Here is a 23,872-nt window from a genome sequence, read left to right on the forward strand (position 1 = left end):
AATGCTATTCGCTTGCATTGTCAATTTGTGATCTGAATAACACTAAAAATACACTTTAATATAACATTTGTTATCTAGAGCCCAAAAATATAATTTTCAAAAAATTATAAATTGAAATGAACGTTTTATTTGGTATATTCCGTAATATCCAAATAGTGGATTTAAGGTATCAAGGAGCATTTGAATGTTCAATATAGCACTATTCGGCGCAGGACGTATCGGACAGGTTCATGCTGTTAATATTGCCGGCCATAAAGAAACCAAACTTTATTCTGTCATCGACCCTTATCAACCGAATGCGGTTGCCTTGGCTGAAAAATACCAAGCAAAAGTACAGACGACAGAAGAAGCAATGCAAGACCCTAATATACAAGGGGTTTTAATCGCTTCAGCCACAGATACTCACGCTGATTTAATCGAACTCGCAGCCAAACATAAAAAAGTGATCTTCTGTGAAAAGCCTGTTCATCTCGATCTTGAGCGTGTGAAACAGTGTTTAAAAAGCGTGAAAGAACATAATGTTCCACTGTTTATTGGTTTTAATCGTCGCTATGACCCTCAATTTCGCCACTTGAAAAATTTATTCCAACAAGGCGCTATTGGTAAAGCAGAATCTTTAATTATCACGTCTCGTGATCCGTCACCACCACCTGCGGAATACGTCAAAGTCTCCGGTGGTATGTTCAGAGATATGACGATTCATGACTTTGATATGGCGCGCTTTATGATTGGCGAAGAGCCTTGCTCTGTCTACGCACAAGGCAGCAATGTTGTTGACCCTGCTATCGGCCAAGCAGGTGATATTGATACTGCATTTATTATCTTAAAATTTCCATCAGGCGCAATGGCGACCATCTCTAACAGCCGTCGTTCAGGTTACGGTTATGACCAACGCATTGAATTACATGGTGAAAAAGGCTTATTAACGGCAGGTAATATTAAAGAGAACAGTGTTGCGCTGTTAAGCGAAGTTGGATGTTTATCTGCCAAGCCAGAGTATTTCTTCTTACAACGTTACCATGAAGCATACCAAGCAGAGTGGCAGCATTTTGTTGATATCTTAGCAGGCCGTGCGGAATCTGAAACGACAGGTACCGATGGTGAATTGGCTTTATATCTTGCAGACAAAGCGCTGGAATCATTAAAAACGGGTAAAGAAGTTAAATTGTAATTAATGCGGTAATACTATTTAACTTAATTATAGACTTGCGGTTAAAAATGTATTTTTAGCCGCAATAGCAAATATATTCATTTATCAATGAGTATATAAAATACTGACCTTACTTTTATTTAATACTCTTTAGGCTTTCAATATTCTGAGATTAATTGAGGCTTTTTATAATCTTACTTTCTTTAATTTAACTGATGTATTTATCGTTTTAAATTCGCGAAAACTATTTTCAAAGAGTTTATCGATCAGGCCTAAAGCTAGCAAAGTAGCGATTCAAACCAGAGTGCCAGAAACTTATTTCATTATTTAACATTTAACATTTAACATTAAACATTTATTTAAATATTGAAAAATTGTTTTTTTGGTAAGACATAATGATTCAAATAATAAGGTAATAATATGTCATTAATCATGAATCTCAATCAACAACAGAGAAAAAGGTTGCACCAAATAACCTTGGTTGCAACCTTTGGTGGATTACTATTTGGTTATGATACTGGTGTCATTAACGGTGCATTTTCATCACTGAAAGAAAACATGGGATTAACGCCAACCACGGAAGGGCTGGTAATGAGTGTCCTATTAGTGGGCGCGGCATTAGGCAGTGTTTGTGGTGGACGTGTAGCAGACTTTGTCGGGCGCCGTACTTATTTGCTTTACCTCTCATTTCTGTTTTTATTTGGGGCATTTTTATCTGCGGCGGCTCCAAACATTGAAGTTCTTCTTATTGCTCGGTTTATATTGGGGTTTGCGGTGGGCGGGGCTTCAGTGACAGCACCGACATTTATTTCGGAAGTGGCCCCGACTGAAATGCGGGGAAAACTTACCGGACTCAATGAAGTTGCTATTGTTATCGGGCAGTTAGCGGCATTTGCTATCAATGCGATTATCGGTTCTATTTGGGGTCATCTACCGGATGTCTGGCGTTATATGTTGTTAGTGCAGGCGGTACCTGCATTGTGCCTATTATTTGGTATGTGGAAAGCGCCTGAAAGCCCACGCTGGCTAATGAGTAAAAACCGTCGTGAAGAAGCGCTGAAAATTTTAAAGCAAATTCGCCCTGAAAAACGTGCTATTCAAGAATATGAAGATATCGTGACCTTATTAGATGTTGAAGCTGCGGAAGCTAAACGTCATCCGAATGCCAATAAACAAAATTTAGCGTTAATTTTTAATACGCCTTGGATTTTTAAATTGGTATTAATTGGGATGGTGTGGGCGGCATTACAGCAAACGACTGGGGTTAACGTTATTATGTATTATGGTACAGAAATTCTCAAAACAGCGGGTTTTTCTGAGCAAACTTCTTTAGTTTTCAACGTATTAAATGGTGTGTTTTCTGTTGGTGGTATGGTGATAGGGGTACTATTCCTTGTTGACCGATTTAAACGTAAGACACTGATTGTTGGTGGTTTTGCTCTAATGGCATCGTTACACTTATTAATTGCAGCAACAGACTACTTCTTAACCGGGGATGTTAAAGCAACATTAATTTGGTTACTTGGCGCGGTGTTTGTTGGGGTTATGCAAGGAACAATGGGCTTTTTAACTTGGGTAGTACTTGCAGAGCTATTTCCACTTAAAATCCGCGGGTTATCTATGGGGATCTCAGTCTTCTTTATGTGGATTATGAATGCGATTGTGAGTTATTTATTCCCTGTATTACAAGCAGAACTTGGTTTAGGTCCAGTATTCTTAATTTTTGCGGTAATAAACTACTTAGCTATCGTTTTTGTGGTGAAGTTATTACCAGAAACATCAAACAAATCATTAGAGCAATTAGAAGAAGAGCTCTCATCAATGTAATTATTACTTATTGGTGGTGTGAATATACCTAATTAACTTAATCGAGGGTTGGATATGATAGAACAACTAACCACAAGTAATTTGCATTTAGGTTGTCAGGCAAGAAATAAAGCTGAAGTACTCAAAATGGTGGGTACGGAATTTAAAAATAAAGGTTATGTTGATAGGGATTGTGTGCATTTCTTAACGGAAAGGGAACAACAAATATCAACATTCTTGGGGAATGGCATTACGTTGCCTCATCTACCTAAGTCCGCCAATGATATTATTTTGCATACCGGTGTTGAAATTTTTCAATTTCCTGACGGGGTGATATGGGACCGAACCAATGTGATGTTTATCGCAATAGGTGTGATTGCAAAATCAAGGGAACACATTGATGTACTTAGGGAAATTGCACTGATTTTCAGTGATGAGTTTATTGCCAATGCATTGTCTTTGACGTCAAGTAAAGAAGAATTTTTAAGCATTCTTCATCGCTAGCTTTGGGTTTTGAAGCGAGTATGGGATCTTTACCTGATCCCATACTCAATAAATTTCATCTTTGGTTATTCTATTTCATTTCATTCCAGGTTATTACCTCTTTATTGTTTTCATCCTCTCTGAAATTAATAATTATTTTCTTATATATTAGCTAATTACATTAAAAGTTAACGTTGGATCACATAATGAAATTAATATTCTCAATAATATTGATAATGAAACAAATGTTCCGTATAACATGATTATTGAAATAAAAATCTGGAACAAGTATTAGGCCAGCCATTGTGTTACAAAAAATGAGCGAGAGGTAGAACAGATGAAAGAGATCCGTATCGGGATGATAGGTACTGGCTATATAGGACGAGCTCATGCCATTGCTTATGCACAAGCAGCAACCGTTTTTCCATTACAGGGAAAATTGGTTCGTGAAATGATAGCAGAAATTACCCCTGAGTTAGCACAGACCCGAGCTCAGGAAATGGGATTTAATCGTGCAACCGATGACTGGCGAAAATTAGTTGCAGATCCAAATATTGACGTGGTGGATATCTGTTCGCCTAATTTCCTGCACAAAGAAATGGCAATGGAGGCAATTAAGCACGGTAAACACGTTTATTGCGAAAAACCATTAGCGCTCAATTCTGAAGATGCCAAAGAAATGGTCGAAGCGGCTAAAAAGGCGGGAGTCTTAACGTTAGTGGGGTTCAATTATATGAAAAACCCTACCTCTCAGCTAGCCAAAGAAATCATTGCAAATGGCGAAATTGGAGAAGTTATCCATTTTTATGGCACCCATAATGAAGATTATATGGCTGACCCTAGCGCGCCGATTCACTGGCATTGTTTTAAAGAAAAAGCTGGCCTAGGTGCTCTGGGAGATTTATCTGCACATATTATTAATATGGCGCAATTCCTCGTAGGGGATATTGAAACCGTTTGTGGTGATATGGAAATTGTCATTAAACAGCGTCCAGAAAAAGCGGGGTCAGCCGTTATGGTTACGGTTGAAAATGAAGATCAGGCGCATGCCATGGTGCGTTTTGCTGGTGGCGCAATGGGTGTCATAGAAACTTCACGAATCGCAGCTGGCCGTAAAATGGGGCTAACTTATGTGGTGACTGGCACCAAAGGAACACTGTCTTTCACCCAAGAAAGAATGGCAGAGCTAAAGCTCTATCGTCATGATGAACCTAGCAATCGTCAAGGTTTTAAAACCATTTTTGTGGGGCCAGAGCACCCGGATTATGCGCCATTTTGTAATGGTGCAGGCCATGGTATTGGCTTTAATGACCAAAAAACAGTTGAAGTGCGTGATTTAATTGATGGCGTTGCAACAGGGCAGCCAATGTGGCCTGATTTTGAAGAGGGCTGGAAAGTATCACGAATATTAGACGCGATAGCACGTTCATATGATGAACAACGTTGGGTTAACGTTAAAGAAATCAATTAATTCTGTTGTAGTTAAGGGGTAATTAATGGATAAGCAGAAGAAGTTAGATGTTATCTGTATGGGCCGTATTGCCGTTGACCTGTACGGACAACAGATAGGTTCTCGTTTAGAAGATGTGAGTTCGTTTGCCAAATATTTAGGCGGCTCTTCTGGAAATGTGGCATTCGGCACTGCAATACAAGGATTAAAATCGTCAATGCTTGCCCGTGTGGGGGATGAGCACATGGGACGCTTTTTACGTGAGGAATTACAGCGGGTAGGCTGTGATACCAGCCATCTTATTACAGACAAAGACAGATTAACGGCATTAGTTATCTTAGGGATCAAAGATCAGGATACTTTCCCATTAATTTTCTATCGTGATAACTGTGCAGATATGGCGATTACGCCAAATGATTTTACGGAAGAATATATTGCATCCGCGCGTTGCTTGGCAATTACAGGAACGCATTTATCTAATCCGAAAACCCGCGCGGCGGTATTGAAAGCGTTGGAATATGCTAAACATAATAACGTCAAAACAGCCATTGATATCGATTATCGCCCAGTCTTATGGGGGTTAACGTCTCTCGGTGATGGTGAAACGCGTTTTATTGCGTCTGATAGCGTGACTGCGCAGCTACAAGAAGTATTATCGCAGTTTGACCTGATTGTAGGTACCGAAGAAGAGTTCCACATTGCTGGTGGCACAACGGATACCGTTCAAGCCCTTAAAAATATCCGTCAATTAACGGATGCAGAACTAGTATGCAAGCGTGGCTCTCTTGGCTGCTCCGTATTTAGCGGTGCAATCCCCGAAACCTTGGACGAAGGGATCACTGTTCATGGTGTCAGAGTTGAAGTACTTAACGTATTAGGTGCTGGCGATGCATTTATGTCTGGTCTACTACGCGGTTATTTAAACGGTGATGGTTGGGAAAAAGCCTGTGCTTATGCGAACGCTTGTGGGGCTTTAGTGGTTTCTCGCCATGGCTGTGCGCCTGCAATGCCAACAAAAATCGAGTTAGATAATTACCTTGAACGTGCTGCGGCAGTACCACGTCCAGATCTCGATCCTATACTCAACCATTTACATCGAGTGACTTCACGTCGCACACAGTGGAATGAGCTCTGTGTTATGGCATTCGACCATCGCATCCAATTTGTTGATATGGCTCGTAATGCTGGTGCTGATATTTCTTGTATTCCTTATCTGAAGAAATTGATTTTCCGTGCCAGTAGTGAAGTGGCGCAAGAAGCAAATTTACAAGGTAAAGCAGGGCTACTTTGCGACAGTACCTTTGGCCAAGACGTATTGAATGACGTGACTGGTCGTGGTTGGTGGATAGGCCGTCCAATTGAGCTACCGGCATCAAGACCATTGTGCTTAGAACATGGCAATATCGGTTCTCAGCTGATCAGTTGGCCAAAAGAGCATATTGTGAAATGTTTGGTATTTTTCCATCCAGAAGACAACCATCCCCTGCGTTTAGAGCAAGAAAAAACAGTTCAAGAAGTTTACAGCGCTTGCTGCCAATCAGGGCATGAATTATTGCTTGAAGTGATATTACCCGCAGATATGGAACGCAATGATGAGCTGTATTTACGCGCAATCAAACGCTTCTATAACTTAGGTATCAAGCCTGATTGGTGGAAATTACCACCACTACAAGCAGAAAATTGGGATGCGGTTGACCGATTAATTCAAGAGCGTGACCCATATTGCCGCGGTGTCGTACTCTTAGGGCTTGATGCGCCACAAGCTGAGTTACAAGCGGGTTTTAATGCCGCAGCTGGAAAATCCATCGTCAAAGGATTTGCTGTTGGTCGTACCTTATTTGGTAAGCCTTCGTTGGAGTGGATGAAAGGTGAAATCAATGACGATGAGCTGGTTCAGAAAATCAAAACTAATTACTTAAACCTGATAGCCCTATGGCGTCAGCGTAAATAATATTACTTTTACCTACACAGGAGCTTCATCATGGCAATCCAACTTGGTATTAACCCGTTGACATGGACGAATGATGATTTACCCACTTTAGGGGCAGAAACATCTCTAGAAACATGTTTAACTGAAGGCCGTCAAGCAGGTTTCGCTGGTTTTGAATTAGGTAATAAATTTCCACGCAAAGCGGAGATTCTAGGGCCGATTTTAAAACAGCATGACTTACAACTGGTTTCAGGCTGGTATTCGGGAGAACTATTATCTCGCAGCGTGGAAGAAGAAATTGAAGCGGTACAAGGGCACTTAGCGTTACTGCGTGATTTAGGCGCTAAAGTGATGGTGTTTGCAGAAGTGACCAACTGTATTCATGGCGACCAAAACAAACCTGTTCATATGCGTCCATTGTTCCCAGCCGATAAATGGGAAGAATACGGTAAGAAACTGACCGAATTCGCGAAATATACCTTATCTCAAGGCGTGAAAATCGCCTATCACCACCATATGGGAACCGTGATTGAGTCAGCAGAAGATGTTGATAACCTAATGAAGCACACGGGCGATGAGGTCGGTTTATTGCTAGATACTGGCCACTTAACCTTTGCTGGCGCAGACCCGGTTGAAGTGGCTAAACGTTGGGCAAAACGGATCAATCACGTACATTGCAAAGATGTCCGTGCAGATGTCCTAAAAGATGTTAAAAACCGTAAAACCAGCTTCTTAGATGCCGTATTAGCCGGTGTGTTCACGGTACCGGGTGATGGTTGCGTTAACTATCCTGACGTGTTTAAGGTATTGAAAAATAGCCAATATGAAAATGGCTGGCTGGTGGTTGAAGCAGAGCAAGACCCTGCGATTGCGCATCCATTAACTTATGCCACATTGGGTTACAACAATTTGTCTAAGTTTGCTAAGGATGCGGGTTTAATCTAAATCGTCGTCATATTTCAGTCTGTGGCGTTGTTGGCTTCGCTTACCCCCTAGTCACATACTTGTGTATGCTCCTAGGGATTGGTGCGCTAGCCGCCTAGCCACAAACTGAACTATTTGATTGATGAAACGGTTAGTGACTAAAAAGAATTGCCTATCTAGAATCTAAAAAGTGTCAGAGGAAAGTTATGTCAAAATTATTGTCGAAATACCATGCTCCAGATGCACATAAGCGTACTCAGCATATCACTCCACAAATCGCTAACTGGGGTTATGTTCACTTTGATGTTTACGAATTAAAACAAGGTGAGTCTATTTCCTTACCTGCTTCTGAAAATGAAATGTGCTTAGTCTTAGTAGCAGGTAAAGCGACGATTAAAACAACTAATCAAACGTTTGAAAACATTGGCGACCGAATGGATCCTTTCGAACGTAAAAAACCCTATGCTGTGTATGTGACAGCCCAAGAGTTTGCTGAGGTCATCGCAGATACCGATCTTGAATTGGCCGTTTGCAGTGCTAAAGGAAAGGGCACCTATCCAACACGTTTAATTGGTCCAGATGATATTGGTGCAGAGCAACGTGGCCATGGTTATAACAAGCGCTACGTGCATAATATTTTACCGGATGATAAAGCCGCTGATAGCTTATTAGTCGTGGAGGTCTTTACAGATGAAGGCTGCACCAGCTCTTATCCAAGCCATAAACATGACACCGATAATGAACCCAATGAAACTTATCTAGAAGAAACCTATTATCATCGTTTAAATCCATCTCAAGGTTTTTGTATGCAGCGTGTTTACACTGACGACCGCGAGTTAGATGAGTGCATGGCGGTATATAACAAAGATGTTGTTATGGTACCAAAAGGGTATCACCCAATGGCGACAGTGGCTGGCTATGATAACTATTACCTTAATGTGATGGCGGGACCAACACGTAAATGGTTATTTACATGGGAAAAAGACCATAACTGGGTGAACAGCGAAATCTATGCAGCGAAACATCGTGAAAAGTAAGTTAAAAACAGCAATATGTGAATGAATTAAGTTCTGTTATCTATCTTTGCCGGTAACTATTTACCGGCTTTTTTATGCTTAAACTTAATAGGCTGCGGTAAATTGTTGGCGAATAAATTGTGAATTATTCACTTCATCAAGAATAGCAACTGCAAAGTCTTCAACAGAAATTTTAGCGGGAGTATTACCATTCATTAATAATTGATTCCCGCCAAGCCGGAAGGTTTCTGTTCTTTCTCCTTCTTCAAGCATGGCGGCAGGAGAAACGTAGGTCCAATCTAATGAATCAATGGATTGTAATTGGTTTTTAAATTCTCTCATTGCTTGGGCGCCAGGCTTTATTTCAGCAGGAAAATCAGGGGAGTCAATTAAATCAATACCTGCAGTGGTTTTTAGACTTCCTGCACCACCCACCACAATGAACCGTTTGACCATGGATTTTTGTACAGCATGTAAAATTGCGAGGTTACCCGCAACAGTATCTTGATACAAATTAGGGTTCTGCCAACCGCCATTAAACGCACTGATGACAACATCCTGCCCCTTTAGCCGAGAGGTTAACCATGGAATATCGGTGATATCTCCAGCCGCGGTGATTAAGTGAGCGTGTTGAGATAGTTGATTACTATGACGAGAAATCGCTGTTACTTGGTGATGCCGAAGTAGCGCTTCAGCAACTAATGCTCTGCCAACAAAACCTGTTGCGCCAATAATCGATATTTTCATCTTCAGTTCCTCTTTGCTTGAATGTCACACTCAAGAATAATGATACTGATAGGGCTAGGCTTTAGGACTAAGACTTCTTTTCCCAATGTGTTCTTTTTTGAGTATAGAACAGACGTTCTTATTGGGGAATATGCTTAATTTTATTTTGTTTCTCTAAATAACTTTAAAATAATACTCGTCATGATGGCGATGGTTCCTCCTAAGGCGGTTTCAAGAACGCGGTCAAACAATAATTCATAGGTTGGGTGACGCCAATATATAACGAGCTCAAGAATGGATAAAATTAAGCTTGTCACGACAAATGTCATAAACGTATATCCATGATGAAAACTCATTGGCATTAAAAAGGCGAATACCACAACTGCAATTAAACCGATGTATGGCATAAGTGGTAGGTTGAATAAAAAATACAGCAATAAAACAGAAATAAGGCTGCCTAAGACTCTCTGCAAAGTAATTTTAACGATGCTTTGTGATTTTGGATGCAATACAAAAACAAAGGTCAATAATGTCCAATAAAAGTGCCCTAGATCTATACTGCGTGGAATGGCAAGTGCGAGTAATAGCCCTAAAGCATAAATCATCGAACGGGGAATAATATTTTTTCTCAACGTAAACAAATTTTGTTCAACTAAAGCACTCGTAATAACGCTATGGCGTGTCATTTTATGACTAAGGAGATAATACGTGATTAGCGTTACTCCACTGCCAATAATAAAACCTAACGCCAAACTTCTTGATATATCAGGTAAAATGGTGCCAATTGTCGACATGATAATCATAAACTTCATCGTTAAATCCATTGCGGGATCTGTGCCATACAATTGGTAATAAATGAACGAAAAAATGGCGAGATAAATATAATACGCCGTACCAAGCCGCAGGGTATCACCGATAAAAATAGCCACTAAAATCATCAATAAACAACAAGCGGTGTAAGCATAGTTTTTATATTCTTTTGCTGCATTGAATAAATTAAATGAATACAGTGTTGAGAATGTCGCCCACATCGCTGCTTGCGCATCTAAAATCACAAAAGCAGTTGCGGCACTAAAAAACATACAGCTGGTAAAAATAATCCCATCATGAATAGCAGGAAACGTTCTCATAATTCGATGCTCGTAAATAGAAGCTTAACTCATTAATTAATAACGTAATTAAATATTATACGGTGTGAAATTTCAAGGCAATCACTCAGTATTTATGACAAGTTACCATTAAATGGTATCAGTGGCGTTGTTAGTATTGATATTCTGTTTTTATGTGACAAAAAAGGCATAATAGGGAAGAGCAGTCGTAGCAATCATAAAGGTAATAAAATGCAAATAATCAATCCTCATGATTTTGTTTGGGTCAGCAGTAATAATGATGTCGCGATAGAATCGCTTCCTGAATGGGTTGGCTCACAATGGAACAGTAAATTACCGTTGACGGTATATCGAAATAAAGCGGATGAGAATAAACTGACTGTCGCAATTCGAGGAATTAAGCCACACCAACGCATCACGACACAAATTGAAAAATCGGCAATCACGCATATTATGAATGTGGAATCCTTGGTGGCAAATTCGGTGGAACTACAACGTTCAATGTTTATTGCTTTACCACCTGTGCAGGTTTTATGGATCATTTCGCAAACTAAATGGCCTTGGCAATGGGGAGTCACAGGCAGCTGTGCTTACACTTTAGCGACAGATATCCAAAGTATGTTGTCAGACTGCGACCTTGATGTGGTCATTCGCTGTCCGAACCCTCAAGAAAAAGAAGATTTTGCTGAGTTTGCTATTAAGGCGAATACACCCTATTGCCCAATCGATATCCATGTTGAAACGCCGAAGGGTGGGTTTTCATTAGCAGAGTGGTTTAAAAATGAACAGGTTACATTACACACACCACTTGGCGATATTATGACAGCAGACCCATGGGATGAAAAATTATAGCTGCTGTTTGTCTGTTAAATAACCGACTGTAGCTTGAATAGCCGACAAATTGATTAAATATTAATTTTGATGTTCGAGCAGGTGATTTTTTACTAATCAAATAAAATCGGAGGCACATAATGCCTCCCCACTCGCTTATTATTAATGCTCAATATTCGGTTCTTGTAAACCTGCGTCATGCCATTCTTTCATTGCAGGCAAAACTAAAACTCGGTCAACCCATTGTTTAGCCGCTGGGCTTACAGGTAAATGATAACTGCGGATTCGGAAGGCAACGGGTGCAAAGAAGGCATCTACAGCCGTAAATTCATTGCCCGCAAGCCAAGGGCCGCCAAATTGGTTCAACCCATCCTGCCATAGTTTCTGCAAGCGGTTTAAGTCAGTTTGTAATTCAATTGAAATATTATTAAGTGGTGCATTATGAGCACCATCCATCGGACACTGCTGGCGTAACGCACTAAAACCTGAGTGCATTTCTGCGCTAGCACTTCGAGCCCATGCTCTGGCTTTGCGATCTTTTGGCCAGACTTGCGGGAAGTCTTCTGCAATATATTCACAAATGGCTAATGAATCCCATATTGTTTGGTTTTCATCGATTAAACAAGGGACTAAACCGGTAGGGGAAAAACGACTGAATTTCTCATGACTGCTTTTACCGTTTTCAAATAAACACAAATTTTCTTCAAACGGGATCTGTAATACCTTTAGTAAAACCCATGGGCGCAATGACCATGAAGAGTAGTTTTTATTTGCTATCCAAAGTTTATACATAGTATTTAACCTATCAGTCAGTTCGCGCAATGTTAAAAGGACGAATACCAATGTATGGGGAAAAAGGCAGACCTACAAATGTTATTTTATCGAAAATAGCTTATATCTATTAGGAATAAGCTAGATTTAATTGAAATTAATAAATAAATGAACTAAGTATTTAGTTACGACCATTTACAAAAGTGGAAGAATCTTTATTCAACTTTTATAATTAAAACTAGACAAAATCAAATAGTAATCTATTTTTCATTATGTTGATCGTATTTGAATGTCTTCAACAAAATATTTGTTTAACTTTGGGATAGGAATAAAATTAATTTCACCTTATGATTATTACGGCTTAGTTAATAAAATATTACCTTCTTCTCTAAATGGTTTTTATCATGCAATGGAAAAATAATGCAAGCCGCTATGGGCATATCTCTTTGCTCGTACATTGGCTAGTCGCAATTGTCGTATATGGAATGTTCGCTTTAGGTTTATGGATGGTGACACTAGGCTATTATGATAGTTGGTATCATCAAGCTCCTGAGATACATAAAAGTATAGGAATATTATTATTTATTGTTATGGCATTTCGTGTGATTTGGCGATTTATTTCACCGCCGCCGAAGCCATTAGCAAGCTACAGTAAATTAACGAAAGCTAGCTCTATTATTGTTCAAATTCTGATTTATATTATTTTATTCAGTATTTTGATCAGTGGTTATTTAATCTCAACCGCTGATGGACAACCTATTAGTGTGTTTGGTTGGTTTGATGTTCCTGCACTATTTACCGGTGCTGCGACACAAGCAGATACCGCAGGTGAAGTTCATTTATATTTAGCTTGGGCAGTGGTTCTATTATCAGTGTTGCATGCTTTTGCAGCTTTTAAACATCACTTTTTTGATCGTGATATTACATTAAAAAGAATGTTGGGTTTTAACCCCGATAAGTAACGTGGAGATAATTATGTTGAAGAAAACGGTTCTTGGTCTGGCTACTGGTGCACTTTTTTTAACGGCAGGTTCAGCATTAGCAGAAACTTACCAATTTGATAAGCAAGGCCAACACGCGTTTATTGAATTTCGTATTCAGCATTTAGGTTATAGCTGGGTATATGGTAGTTTTAAAGACTTTGATGGGTCTTTTACTTATGATGCAAAAGATCCATCAAAAGATAAAGTCGAAGTTACTATTAAGACAGGTAGCATTGATACTAACCATGCAGAGCGTGACAAACATTTACGCAGTGGTGATTTCTTAAATGCAGCCAAATTCCCTGAAGCGAAATTCGTTTCAACAGAAGTGAAGAAAGACGGTGAAGCCTACAAAATCACTGGTGATTTCACTTTAAATGGTGTCACTAAGCCAATTACATTAGACGCTAAATTAATGGGCGAAGGTAAAGATCCTTGGGGTGGATACCGTGCAGGTTTTGAAGCAGAAGGTAATATTAAGTTAAAAGAATTTAACATCAAATCTGATTTGGGTCCTAAATCTCAAGAAGCACAACTGTTGATTTCAGTTGAAGGTGTTCAAGTTAAATAAGATTTTTATCATAAAAAAACCTTCAGGCTTTCGAGTGCTGGAGGTTTTTTTATATCCAGCGTATTATAAATTGTTTCTTTGTGGCAAATTCCCCCGTCTGAACCTCGCAATTTCCCTTATTCCTATAGCTAGACGACTTTAATACAAGCTAAAATAAGCATTATTACTTTTTATCGTTCAATTCGTGGCATTAACACTTTAGATACGTGAATATTATCGGTTTTAGATGCCATGGCATTATATGCAATTGGTTCTACAGTATATAAGTAGCTTGAAAGTGTTTGTGGGGAACCGTTTTACAAGAAAAGGCAGGGTAACTTTGAATACAAATAACTCACGTAAAACCGCATTAATTGTTAGCATTATTTTTATTGCATTTGCATTCGGTTTTTATTGGTTAAGTAAAGATAACAATGTGTTATCTACAGAAAATAATAGTGCAATTCATTCAGAGGCACTTGCTCAAGTTGAAAAAGAATTACCGATTATCGCGACGGTTAAGAAAATAAGCCCTGAAACCTATCAAAGTTTTGAGCATCTAATTACACAATACGACCCAACTAATGAAGATTTACGCCGTCAACTGTTTGACCAAGTAGTCGGGAATGTCATGAAGTTAGTACTAGAGCGAATGGAATATGCCTCTGATGACTCCGTGATTAACTTTACTAGCAGAGTTAATGATTACCTAAAAATCTTATTGGAAGAAGACCCAACGGGAAAAACGTGTTTTTATTCACTATTTCCGCATTTGAGAGAAACAGCAGAAATTATTCCACCACAAAAAAGCCAAGCTGTTTTGTTGAAACAAATTCAGGCAACCAATGAACTTTTAATTTCAAGTGAAGCGGGTGTAAAACAGGCGTTAATGTCCCCGACAGAATATTCTGAGGAACTAACCCAACTTGCTAGTGGGCTTTCTGCAAAGTATGGTGAAGATACTGCAATTCTTGGGAATTTAGAAGCAGGAAAGAAATCACCTGCATTAGCGTGCCGTATTTCTATTAGTTTTTATGATGAAATATTATCTATTCCAGATAATCCGAAAAAAGCGGCATTGTTACGTTCTTTATTTTCATCAGTAAATAATTAATTCTTTTTAGCAAAATGGTACTGATTAATATTGGTACCATTTTGTGTCATTAAGTATTACATTTCATAGCGTTAATCGCACTTTTTTTAATGCATTATTATTTGAGCATAAATAGTTCGTATTTATGTAGTATGCTTATTATATAAATTTATTTTTAACTATTTTGGAGATGGCATGCAATTTATTAAGAAAAGTATCATCGCACTTGCCGCTGCGGCTGCGATATCAATGCCAATTGCAGTAAGTCAAGCTTGTACTCGGGTTGTTTATTTAGGTGAAAATGAACAGATAATGACCGGAAGAACAATGGATTGGAAATACGATATAGGCACTAATCTATGGATCTTTCCTCGAGGTATGGAGCGTGATGGCATTGCAGGACCTAACTCTTTAAAATGGAAATCAAAATACGGTAGTGTGATCGCCTCAGGTTATGATATTTCAACAACTGATGGAGTGAACGAAGAAGGTCTAGTTGCCAATTTATTATGGCTTGCTGAATCAAAATACCCTCAAGTAGATAATAAGCAACCTGCGTTGTCGATATCGCTATGGGCACAATATGTGCTAGATAATTATGCGACAGTGGAAGAGGCTGTTGCAGCGTTAGAAAAAAATCCACTGGTCGTGGCAACGGATAATGTTCCTGGGCAAGATAGGTTAGCGACTTTACATTTGTCATTATCAGATGCGAGTGGCGATAGCGCAATTATTGAATATATTGATGGTAAGCAGGTCATTCATCATAGTCGCAAGTATCAAGTTATGACTAATTCGCCTACTTATGAGAAGCAATTAGCAATGCAGGAATATTGGCAAGGAATTGGTGGTACTGTCATGCTACCGGGGACAAACCGTTCCGCTGATAGATTTGCTCGTGCGCAATTTTATATTAATGCAATTCCTCAGAAAACAACGCCTAATAAAGCGGTCGCCAGTGTTTTCAGTGTCGTACGTAATGTGTCTGTTCCTTACGGATTGACGTCCGAAAATTCACCTGAAATATCGTCAACGCGTTGGCGGACATTAGTTGACCATAAACGTCAGCTCTATTTTTTTGAATCTGCATTGACGCCAAATATTTTTTGGACTGATTTGGCAAAAATTGATTTTTCAGCAGAAACTGGACAAGTGAAAAAGTTGGATCTGGGTGAAGAGCAGAGCCATATTTATTCGGGGGATGCGACCAATAAATATGTGGTTACAAAACCTTTTGAATTCTTAGGGTTAAGTGCGAAACAGTTAGGTTACTAACTTATCCTATAGCGCGTATCAGCCCTCTTTATCTATAGGGGGGTTGATATGAATCAAGTCCTCGATAATTTATCCATGAATGTTTTGCAGATAGCAAACGAACGGTATAAGATGTATTTAAAATGCAACTTATTGGTGATGATATGAATAATCTCGTGTGTTACAAAACCATGCCGGTTTGGAATAAAGAGTCTTTACCGTTAATGTTCCAAGAGCGTCATAATACAAAAGAAGATACATATGCACAGTTGAAAGTGCTAAAAGGCTCTTTAGATTTTATCATTTTTAATGAGGATGGCAGCGAACAACATTTTACTTTTGATATTCATAACCAGCCGCCTATTATCGAACCTCAAGTTTGGCATCGTATTTCTGCTTGTAGTGATGACATGGAATGCCAATTGGCTTTTTTATGCAAACCAGAACTGAAATTTTATAAAGAACACGGGTTAACGACTCCACATTCAGAAGTGCGTTACCTGTGTGAGAACCACCTTAGTAAGCCATGTAAAACATTAGATTTAGGTTCGGGAAGAGGCCGAAATAGCTTTTATCTTGCCTTACAGGGTTATGACGTAACCTCGGTAGATATCAACCCTCAGCATATCCAAGCAATTGACTTCGTTAAAAAACAAGCTGGGGTAGAGAATATTCATACGGCTGTTTATGATATTAATAGTCACCAAATACAAGAGAACTACGAACTTATCATTTCCACTGTCGTGCTAATGTTCTTGCAGCGAGAAAAAATCGCCAATGTTATTACTAATATGCAAGAACATACCCTGCCAGGGGGAGTTAACGTTATTGTGTGTGCCGTTGAAACGCCAGATGCACCGCTGGATTTAGTGCCATTTAAATGCTTCTTAAAACCAGGGGAGCTAGAAGGGTATTATAAGGATTGGGATATTTTAAAATATAACGAAAACCCTGGTCATTTACACCGCACTGATTCACAAGGTAATCGTATTAAATTAAATTTTGCAACACTCATTGCACGGAAAAAGTAAGTAAGAGACTTGCATAGGTTATCTTAGTAAAAGAGTTGCCGTGGGTGGCAACTCTTTTTTATTTCTAATCGTTAAGGTTTGCTAGCGGCGGAATTAGCGGTTTCTTTTTCGCTTCGGGCTAAAGTCTTTTCGAGCAAGACAGAATATAGCGGTTTACCACCTAAAAATTGGGCTATCATTGTGGCACCAATACAGGTAATAATCATCGGTAAGATTAACTGGTAGTTATTTGTCATTTCTAAAACTAAAACTATCCCAGTTAATGGTGCTCTGACGGTTGCGGCAAATAATGCTCCCATGCCTGCTATAGCGAAAGTCCCCACTTCAATTTGGTAATTAGGGAATATTTCGAGGGCAGCGTAGCCGAAAACACCACCAAATAAGGTACCAAGGGCGAGTAAAGGGGAGAAAATACCCCCTGGAGCGCCAGAGCTAAAGCTAATCGTCGAAGTTAAAAACCGTAAAGCAAAAAATATGAATAATAAAGTGATGGTAAATTGCCCTGCAACCATCTGGTGGATCACTGAATAGCCGCCACCAACAATTTCAGGTAGATAAACGCCAATTGCACCACAAGCCCCACCAATTAGCCCGCCCATCAATACAAAGCGAGAAATTTTATTTTGGTAAAATGCTAAAAATTTACTTTGTAGGTACAATAAAAAACCATTAAAACAGATACCGATGACACCAAACATTAATCCTAAAATTAAATAAAGCCATAAAGTATTCATCGGTGCAGAGGAGAATTGACCGATATTTAATATAATAGCTTCCCCATTAATTAACCGATAGACAATGGTGGAGGTAACAACACCGATAAATACCGCTTTAATTGAAATTAAACTGTATTTAAATTGCGGGCGCATTTCTTCAATAATAAATAAAATGCCAGCTAAAGGGGCATTAAATGCTGTAGATAAACCAGCAGCAGCACCAGAGGCAAGTAAGGTATGGCGCGACTCATTATCTTTTAAACGAAATAAATCATAAAACATTTGGCTAAGGTTCGCACCAAGCTGTACAGTTGGCCCTTCGCGCCCTAACACCATGCCTGAACCCAATGTCCCTAATCCACCAATAAACTTAACTGGGATGACTCTCCACCATCTTACGGGGCGCAAATCTTGTAATGCACCTTCAATTTCGGGGATCCCAGACCCACCCGATTCAGGGGAGAACCGTTTAACTAGGTAATAGCCTAACATGGCAAGAAGTGCCGAGATAAAAAACATCCCAACAACCATCAGCCATTTTGGAGCAACCCATTCACTCACTGATTGAACGCGATAGTTGCTAATCCAAGTTGTTCCTATTTCAAATAGAGAACCGATAAGACCGACCGCAGCGCCAATGAGTGCCGCGAGTAGTAAGATTTTTACAGGTGTTTTATCTGATTCTTTTAACCGTTTAAAAATCCGTAACCGGCTTTTTATCATAGATTTACTTGCTGAATTTACCTGGCTCATCTTTATTGGATTCTCTTTATACGATGGAATAACAAACACTTATAGGTAAGTATAACAAGAGTTACCGTAAGAACGGTATCAGGAAAAAAATAAAATGCAAAATAGTGTATTTAAGCAAGGCAGCTGAAATACAAAAAACAGCAGCACGAATAGCATACTTTCATTACTGTGAATAGTTCTCATTTGCAATGAATATTAATATAGATCAATAAACCATTAGATAATGAATAATTCCACTTTTTTATTCTAATAAAGAGCGTAGTCTTAATGTTGTATTTGAAATGCAACTTTAAGAGGCTAACAACATGTACTGTGTGCAATGTGAACAAACAATTAGAACTCCAGCTGGAAATGGCTGTGCATACGCGCAGGGTATGTGCGGTAAAACAGCAGAAACATCTGACCTTCAAGATTTATTAGTTGCTGTATTGCAAAGCTTATCTGCAAGCGCAGTCACTGCTCGCTCGCTGGGTATTATTGACCATGATATTGATAGTTTTGCTCCGCGCGCATTTTTCTCTACTTTAACTAACGTCAACTTTGATTCAGAACGTATTATCGGTTATGCCCGTGAAGCTATTTATTTGCGTGATAAATTAATCAAACATTGTCAATCTGTGAATAGTGTTGTGGCTTTCAATCATCCATTAATTAATTTGCAATTAAATGGGACTGACATTCCAACCCTACAGGCACAAGCGGCTCAATTTTCATTAGATATTGATAAAGCTGATGTCGGCGAAGACATTCACGGTTTACGTATGTTATGCCTATATGGCCTAAAAGGGGCGGCAGCCTATATGGAACACGCCCATGTTTTAGGTCAGTATGATAATGAGGTTTATGGCCAATACCATGAAATTATGGCTTGGCTTGGAACATTGCCATCAGATATGAATGAGCTGCTTGATAATGCGATGGCTATTGGTCTGATGAATTTCAAGATCATGGAAATTTTGGATGCAGGTGAAACGAGCGAATTTGGTCATCCAACACCAACGGAAGTTAACGTTCGTCCAGTCGCAGGGAAGTGTATTTTAATTTCAGGTCATGACCTGAAAGACTTAAAAATGTTGTTAGAACAAACTGAAGGTACGGGTATCAATGTTTATACCCACGGTGAAATGCTGCCAGCACATGGTTATCCAGAGCTGAAAAAATATGCGCATTTAGTCGGTAACTATGGTAGCGGTTGGCAAAACCAGCAGGTGGAATTTGCTAAGTTCCCAGGGTCTATCTTGATGACCTCTAACTGTATTATTGACCCTGATGTCGGTGATTATAAAGACCGTATCTGGACGCGTAGTATTGTGGGTTGGCCGGGTGCAAAACATTTAGTGGGCGATGATTTTTCTGCAATGATTGCTCAAGCTCAGTCGCTAGCTGGTTTCCCGTATACCGAAATCGAACACAAAATTACAGTTGGCTTCGGTCGTCAAACACTACTCGGTGCGGCAGATGCGGTGATTGATTTAGTTTCACAGAAAAAATTACGTCACGTATTCCTCGTTGGTGGATGCGATGGTAGCCGCGGTGAGCGTAGCTACTACACGGACTTTGCGCGTAGTGTACCCGAAGATTGCTTAATCCTTACACTCGCTTGTGGTAAATATCGTTTTAATAAATTAGATTTTGGTACGTTAGAAGGGCTTCCGCGTTTATTGGATGTGGGCCAATGTAACGATGCGTACTCTGCCATTATGCTTGCGGTGAATCTATCAGAGAAACTTGGTTGTGGTATTAATGACTTACCATTGAGTTTGATTCTGTCTTGGTTTGAGCAAAAAGCAATTGTTATCCTCTTAACATTATTAGCGTTGGGTGTGAAAAATATTTATACCGGCCCAACAGCGCCTGGTTTCTTAACTGAAAACTTATTGAATGTGTTAAATGAGAAATTTGGCATGCGAAGTATTACAACAGTTGAGCAAGATCTGGCAGAAATTTTACCTGCATGATCAATAAACCGATAGAAAAAGCTTAAAAACGATGTGAAAGATGGGGGCAGCGACCCCCTTTAAAGGAGTAGCGCGATGACCATGCCAAGTAGTTTATGTCCAAATAGAATGCAAGTTCATTCTATTATTCAAGAAACATCAGATGTCTGGACAATCAACCTTATCAATCATGATTTTTATACATATTCACCCGGTCAATATGCCTTGGTCAGTATTAAAAATAGTGATGATGTCATGCGTGCTTACACTCTTTCATCATCACCGGGACAAAGTCGTTTTATTTCCATTACTGTCAGGCGGTTAGACGATGGAGAAGGGTCAAATTGGCTAACACGCTCAGTTAAAGAAGGTGACTACCTTTGGCTTTCAGAAGCACAAGGGGAATTCACCTGTGCCAATCTACAAAACTCGCAGTATTTGATGTTAGCTGCTGGGTGTGGGGTGACACCGATTATGTCAATGACACGTTGGCTGATGGTGAATCGCCCAAATTCTCATGTAAAAGTGCTATTCAATGTTCGCGATGATAAGCAAGTTATTTTTGCTGAGGAATGGCAAAAGCTCGTCCGGTTATATCCAGAACGGTTGCAATTGTGTGTCATGGCGGAAACACCAGATAATGGCGATATTGCTCAAGGGCGTTTAACCGAAGAGAAATTGAAAGCGCTAGTACCCGATATTAATTCACGAATTGTGATGACGTGTGGGCCTGTACCTTATATGAAAAATGCACAGCAATTTGCTGCAAATTTAGGTGTTCCTGCTGAACATTTCTTTATGGAGCGTTTTTCTACTGAACCAGAAGTTGTTGATAGTGAAGATATTCTTACGTTAAAAATTCGTCAACGATTGGTCGATTTTAAAGTCCCAGTGGGGACGTCTTTATTATCTGCACTGGAGCAAAATAAACAACCTGTTATTGCGGCTTGCCGAGCGGGTGTTTGCGGAAGTTGTAAAACAAAAGTGCTGTCAGGAAATTATACAACCACAAGTACAATGACATTAACCGAAGCAGAAATAGCGGAAGGTTATGTTTTAGCGTGTAGTTGCCAATTGCAGGGCGACACTGAAATAGCGTAAAATTATTTAATATATGCAAACTGTCTCATTAGATTATTAATGGGACAGTATTATAAAATAAATCATAGTAATTATTTACAATACTCGAATTGAGAGTGTAATTAATGTTCCGGTAGTGAACTACGTAAAAAATAAATAGATAATTTGCTGAGTGTATTAATCGCTGACACAGCAACCTCTTTATTTGGGTCTTGACATAAGTCTATGATTCTTATGATGGCATCATTATACTCAATCGTTGCTTTGAAATCTCCTAAAGCAGAAATGGCAGCAATTTTGATTTCATCATTTACGCGAAATGTTAAGTTTGTTAACATTCCAACAATTACTTTATCCATAATAAAACTTTCACTGTTAAATAAAATAAAAAATATTCTAAGATAATTCTTGTGATATTTAATACTGTATTGATGTCTGAAATTAAATATTAACAATTTAAAAGAATAGTTTTTAATGATAATGTCGAATTAAATAGTGATATAAGTGTATTTTCTTATATCATAATTTACTTGTTTGATTATTTTTAATATAAAAAACCAATAGGTGATTAATATTAGTGATTGTATATACTCTAATAAAGCGTTTCAGTTATATTTAATTAGGCTAACTCCTTTATATTGTTTTTTTGTATTATAAGGTAAATCGACAGGTAAGTTTTGATTAATTATCGATAAGATTTACTAAATAATATTACAAATATTATTTAGATTTATCTAAGGGTTGGTTATTGATAAGTAACTAAATATATTTATTTTAATTTGAATATTTAATTTTATTATTAGTTACATTCTGTTACTTTGTGAAGATTTATTTAATATAAACTTAAACGAAACCTAAACAATAAGTTTCTCATGCGTAAAAAACCGTAGATATAGGGTGGCAATTAATTCACCAATGGGTATAATTCGCGCCGCATCCAAAGTGCAGTATCTCGTTAGGCGAGGCTCCTATACAAACATAGGTTACTGATCTGACGACGTCGAGAGACGCCCAAGATTAGGACAGGATATATCGACCGAAGGTATATCCCCATGTAACTTCCTGCTAAATCAGGATACGTTGTATAGTGCTAAAACCGAGACGAAGAGATAGCTTTCGCATTCTCTCATCTGGTTTCGCCCCTATGTGAGTACTGTTTGAGTAACCAACAGTAATAGGGACTAAAAAAATGACATTCACTACCCAGAACAAAGCGGGAGCAGTTGCTATTGCTCAATCCGCAATGAAAGGCGCGCGCCTCAAAGACAATAATACACCGTCACCAAAAGTTGATGATGCAACAGTCAGCGCTTATATGAGTCAATCATATTTGCCAGTTTCTGTCGCAGACTCAATAGCTTGTGTGAAACAAAATCTTATTGAGCACCTTGATGGCGAGCAAATCCCAACCTATTTATTTGTTGTCGATAACGACAATTATTTAAATGGTATTCTTTCAGTTAAATCATTATTAGCTTCACCTGAAAATTTATTAGTGTCTGATATCATGAGACACAATTATTTTTCTGTTGCCCCAGAACAATCACGTCATGATGTTTATGACCTGATTAATCATAGCGGTTTAGATATGATACCTGTGGTGCAATTTGGCAAATTAATGGGTGTTTTGCGTCCGCAAGATATCGCCGAACTGATTGAAGATGAGAATACACTTGATGCGCAGCTACAAGGCGCTACCACCCCATTAGATGAGCCCTACTTAACGACAAGCCCTATAACTTTATGGCGTAAACGTGTCGTTTGGTTGTTGATGCTATTTGTGGCCGAAGCGTATACAGGAACTGTATTAAAAGCATTTGAAGAACAACTCGAAGCCGCAATTTCGTTAGCGTTTTTCATTCCGCTGTTGATTGGTACAGGCGGTAATAGTGGAACACAAATTACATCAACATTAGTCCGTGCAATGGCATTGGGCGAGGTGAGTTTACGTAATCTCGGCACAGTACTAAAGAAAGAGGTCTCTACCTCATTTTTAGTTGCGGTGACTATCGGTGGTGCGGCATTAATCCGTGCATGGATTTTAGGTGTTGGCCACGAAGTGACTATTGTGGTTAGCTTAACCATCGTTGCGATTACAATGTGGAGCGCGGTTGTTTCTTCGATTATTCCAATGGTATTGAAAAAACTGAAAGTGGACCCAGCAGTCGTTTCTGCACCGTTCATTGCAACTTTTATTGATGGAACTGGCTTAATTATTTACTTTGAAATCGCAAAATTAGTGATGACAGAGTTTGCCTAAGCGCACACCTCAAACTTGA

21 protein-coding genes and 1 riboswitch are annotated in these 23,872 nt (G+C 39.0%); of the genes, 16 read left to right on the forward strand and 5 right to left on the reverse strand.

Annotated features, from left to right (window positions below):
- The first annotated feature begins 184 nt into the window (after positions 1-184).
- The 7 genes from iolG to iolB all read left to right on the forward strand — a co-directional run bounded on the left by iolG (position 185) and on the right by iolB (position 8,780).
- Positions 185-1,171: an inositol 2-dehydrogenase gene (gene iolG, locus PR683_RS15585; protein WP_004262138.1), complete on the forward strand. Its 987-nt coding sequence runs from the start codon at positions 185-187 to the stop codon at positions 1,169-1,171.
- Between the two features lie 399 nt (positions 1,172-1,570).
- Positions 1,571-2,977 (forward strand): sugar porter family MFS transporter, encoded by a 1,407-nt coding sequence (locus PR683_RS15590; protein WP_004913304.1) that lies wholly within the window; start codon positions 1,571-1,573, stop codon positions 2,975-2,977.
- A gap of 54 nt (positions 2,978-3,031) precedes the next feature.
- Positions 3,032-3,460, forward strand: a complete 429-nt coding sequence (locus tag PR683_RS15595) for a PTS sugar transporter subunit IIA (RefSeq protein WP_004262128.1) — start codon at positions 3,032-3,034, stop codon at positions 3,458-3,460.
- 316 nt (positions 3,461-3,776) lie between these two features.
- Positions 3,777-4,910, forward strand: a complete 1,134-nt coding sequence (locus PR683_RS15600) for a Gfo/Idh/MocA family protein (protein WP_004913299.1) — start codon at positions 3,777-3,779, stop codon at positions 4,908-4,910.
- A 25-nt stretch (positions 4,911-4,935) separates the two neighbouring features.
- Positions 4,936-6,840, forward strand: coding sequence for a bifunctional 5-dehydro-2-deoxygluconokinase/5-dehydro-2-deoxyphosphogluconate aldolase (locus PR683_RS15605; RefSeq protein ID WP_109912707.1), 1,905 nt, complete (start codon positions 4,936-4,938; stop codon positions 6,838-6,840).
- 30 nt (positions 6,841-6,870) lie between these two features.
- Entirely contained in the window at positions 6,871-7,764 is an 894-nt protein-coding gene (iolE, locus tag PR683_RS15610) for a myo-inosose-2 dehydratase (protein ID WP_004913294.1), read from the forward strand.
- 185 nt (positions 7,765-7,949) lie between these two features.
- Positions 7,950-8,780: a 5-deoxy-glucuronate isomerase gene (gene iolB, locus PR683_RS15615; RefSeq protein ID WP_004913292.1), complete on the forward strand. Its 831-nt coding sequence runs from the start codon at positions 7,950-7,952 to the stop codon at positions 8,778-8,780.
- Between the two features lie 84 nt (positions 8,781-8,864).
- On the opposite strand, the gene PR683_RS15620 is transcribed toward iolB, so the two are convergent.
- Both PR683_RS15620 and PR683_RS15625 read right to left on the reverse strand, forming a co-directional pair.
- Positions 8,865-9,506, reverse strand: a complete 642-nt coding sequence (locus tag PR683_RS15620) for an NAD(P)-dependent oxidoreductase (protein WP_004913290.1) — start codon at positions 9,504-9,506, stop codon at positions 8,865-8,867.
- Between the two features lie 140 nt (positions 9,507-9,646).
- A complete protein-coding gene (locus PR683_RS15625) occupies positions 9,647-10,615 on the reverse strand; it encodes an FUSC family protein (protein WP_004913289.1) in 969 nt (322 codons plus the stop codon).
- 210 nt (positions 10,616-10,825) lie between these two features.
- Between PR683_RS15625 and PR683_RS15630 the strand changes: the two genes are divergently transcribed.
- Positions 10,826-11,446 carry a malonate decarboxylase holo-ACP synthase gene (locus tag PR683_RS15630; protein WP_004913285.1) on the forward strand — a complete coding sequence of 207 codons (621 nt, stop codon included), beginning with the start codon at positions 10,826-10,828 and terminating at the stop codon, positions 11,444-11,446.
- A gap of 141 nt (positions 11,447-11,587) precedes the next feature.
- Here PR683_RS15630 and PR683_RS15635 read toward each other — a convergent pair whose 3' ends face one another.
- Positions 11,588-12,217 (reverse strand): glutathione S-transferase family protein, encoded by a 630-nt coding sequence (locus tag PR683_RS15635; RefSeq protein ID WP_109912706.1) that lies wholly within the window; start codon positions 12,215-12,217, stop codon positions 11,588-11,590.
- Between the two features lie 383 nt (positions 12,218-12,600).
- Here PR683_RS15635 and PR683_RS15640 point away from each other — a divergent pair, with 383 nt between their 5' ends.
- The 5 genes from PR683_RS15640 (at position 12,601) to tehB (ending at position 17,107) form a co-directional block, all read left to right on the forward strand.
- Positions 12,601-13,158, forward strand: a complete 558-nt coding sequence (locus PR683_RS15640; protein WP_004913280.1) for a cytochrome b — start codon at positions 12,601-12,603, stop codon at positions 13,156-13,158.
- A gap of 13 nt (positions 13,159-13,171) precedes the next feature.
- On the forward strand, positions 13,172-13,750 hold the full coding sequence (locus PR683_RS15645; protein WP_042851639.1) for a YceI family protein: 579 nt from the start codon (positions 13,172-13,174) through the stop codon (positions 13,748-13,750).
- A 319-nt stretch (positions 13,751-14,069) separates the two neighbouring features.
- Positions 14,070-14,843 (forward strand): hypothetical protein, encoded by a 774-nt coding sequence (locus PR683_RS15650; protein ID WP_004913275.1) that lies wholly within the window; start codon positions 14,070-14,072, stop codon positions 14,841-14,843.
- Between the two features lie 174 nt (positions 14,844-15,017).
- On the forward strand, positions 15,018-16,097 hold the full coding sequence (locus PR683_RS15655) for a linear amide C-N hydrolase (protein ID WP_109912705.1): 1,080 nt from the start codon (positions 15,018-15,020) through the stop codon (positions 16,095-16,097).
- 122 nt (positions 16,098-16,219) lie between these two features.
- The gene (gene tehB, locus PR683_RS15660; RefSeq protein ID WP_272581882.1) at positions 16,220-17,107 is read left to right on the forward strand and encodes an SAM-dependent methyltransferase TehB; all 888 of its coding nucleotides are present in this window, start codon (positions 16,220-16,222) and stop codon (positions 17,105-17,107) included.
- A 71-nt stretch (positions 17,108-17,178) separates the two neighbouring features.
- Here the strand turns inward: tehB and clcA are convergent, their stop codons facing one another.
- Positions 17,179-18,576 (reverse strand): H(+)/Cl(-) exchange transporter ClcA, encoded by a 1,398-nt coding sequence (gene clcA, locus PR683_RS15665; protein ID WP_004913264.1) that lies wholly within the window; start codon positions 18,574-18,576, stop codon positions 17,179-17,181.
- Between the two features lie 305 nt (positions 18,577-18,881).
- Between clcA and hcp the strand changes: the two genes are divergently transcribed.
- Positions 18,882-20,534 carry a hydroxylamine reductase gene (hcp, locus tag PR683_RS15670; protein ID WP_004913261.1) on the forward strand — a complete coding sequence of 551 codons (1,653 nt, stop codon included), beginning with the start codon at positions 18,882-18,884 and terminating at the stop codon, positions 20,532-20,534.
- Positions 20,535-20,609: 75 nt separating this feature from the next.
- Entirely contained in the window at positions 20,610-21,614 is a 1,005-nt protein-coding gene (gene hcr, locus PR683_RS15675) for an NADH oxidoreductase (protein WP_004913257.1), read from the forward strand.
- A gap of 101 nt (positions 21,615-21,715) precedes the next feature.
- Here the strand turns inward: hcr and PR683_RS15680 are convergent, their stop codons facing one another.
- Positions 21,716-21,952, reverse strand: coding sequence for a HEAT repeat domain-containing protein (locus tag PR683_RS15680; RefSeq protein WP_004913253.1), 237 nt, complete (start codon positions 21,950-21,952; stop codon positions 21,716-21,718).
- A 585-nt stretch (positions 21,953-22,537) separates the two neighbouring features.
- Positions 22,538-22,709: riboswitch (M-box (ykoK) riboswitch) on the forward strand.
- Positions 22,710-22,782: 73 nt separating this feature from the next.
- Between PR683_RS15680 and PR683_RS15685 the strand changes: the two genes are divergently transcribed.
- Positions 22,783-23,853, forward strand: coding sequence for a magnesium transporter (locus PR683_RS15685; protein ID WP_004913251.1), 1,071 nt, complete (start codon positions 22,783-22,785; stop codon positions 23,851-23,853).
- Positions 23,854-23,872 lie beyond the last annotated feature (19 nt).

Origin of the sequence: Providencia sp. PROV269 (assembly GCF_028477785.1) — a bacterium.
GTDB lineage: Bacteria > Pseudomonadota > Gammaproteobacteria > Enterobacterales > Enterobacteriaceae > Providencia > Providencia rettgeri.

Bases quoted from the DNA above. Each gene is read 5' to 3' on its own strand.
- iolG (WP_004262138.1), top strand. From the start codon at position 185: ATGTTCAATATAGCACTATTCGGCGCAGGACGTATCGGACAGGTTCAT.
- PR683_RS15590 (WP_004913304.1), top strand. From the start codon at position 1,571: ATGTCATTAATCATGAATCTCAATCAACAACAGAGAAAAAGGTTGCAC.
- PR683_RS15595 (WP_004262128.1), top strand. From the start codon at position 3,032: ATGATAGAACAACTAACCACAAGTAATTTGCATTTAGGTTGTCAGGCA.
- PR683_RS15600 (WP_004913299.1), top strand. From the start codon at position 3,777: ATGAAAGAGATCCGTATCGGGATGATAGGTACTGGCTATATAGGACGA.
- PR683_RS15605 (WP_109912707.1), top strand. From the start codon at position 4,936: ATGGATAAGCAGAAGAAGTTAGATGTTATCTGTATGGGCCGTATTGCC.
- iolE (WP_004913294.1), top strand. From the start codon at position 6,871: ATGGCAATCCAACTTGGTATTAACCCGTTGACATGGACGAATGATGAT.
- iolB (WP_004913292.1), top strand. From the start codon at position 7,950: ATGTCAAAATTATTGTCGAAATACCATGCTCCAGATGCACATAAGCGT.
- PR683_RS15620 (WP_004913290.1), bottom strand. From the start codon at position 9,506: ATGAAAATATCGATTATTGGCGCAACAGGTTTTGTTGGCAGAGCATTA.
- PR683_RS15625 (WP_004913289.1), bottom strand. From the start codon at position 10,615: ATGAGAACGTTTCCTGCTATTCATGATGGGATTATTTTTACCAGCTGT.
- PR683_RS15630 (WP_004913285.1), top strand. From the start codon at position 10,826: ATGCAAATAATCAATCCTCATGATTTTGTTTGGGTCAGCAGTAATAAT.
- PR683_RS15635 (WP_109912706.1), bottom strand. From the start codon at position 12,217: ATGTATAAACTTTGGATAGCAAATAAAAACTACTCTTCATGGTCATTG.
- PR683_RS15640 (WP_004913280.1), top strand. From the start codon at position 12,601: ATGCAATGGAAAAATAATGCAAGCCGCTATGGGCATATCTCTTTGCTC.
- PR683_RS15645 (WP_042851639.1), top strand. From the start codon at position 13,172: ATGTTGAAGAAAACGGTTCTTGGTCTGGCTACTGGTGCACTTTTTTTA.
- PR683_RS15655 (WP_109912705.1), top strand. From the start codon at position 15,018: ATGCAATTTATTAAGAAAAGTATCATCGCACTTGCCGCTGCGGCTGCG.
- tehB (WP_272581882.1), top strand. From the start codon at position 16,220: ATGCAACTTATTGGTGATGATATGAATAATCTCGTGTGTTACAAAACC.
- clcA (WP_004913264.1), bottom strand. From the start codon at position 18,576: ATGAGCCAGGTAAATTCAGCAAGTAAATCTATGATAAAAAGCCGGTTA.
- hcp (WP_004913261.1), top strand. From the start codon at position 18,882: ATGTACTGTGTGCAATGTGAACAAACAATTAGAACTCCAGCTGGAAAT.
- hcr (WP_004913257.1), top strand. From the start codon at position 20,610: ATGACCATGCCAAGTAGTTTATGTCCAAATAGAATGCAAGTTCATTCT.
- PR683_RS15680 (WP_004913253.1), bottom strand. From the start codon at position 21,952: ATGGATAAAGTAATTGTTGGAATGTTAACAAACTTAACATTTCGCGTA.
- PR683_RS15685 (WP_004913251.1), top strand. From the start codon at position 22,783: ATGACATTCACTACCCAGAACAAAGCGGGAGCAGTTGCTATTGCTCAA.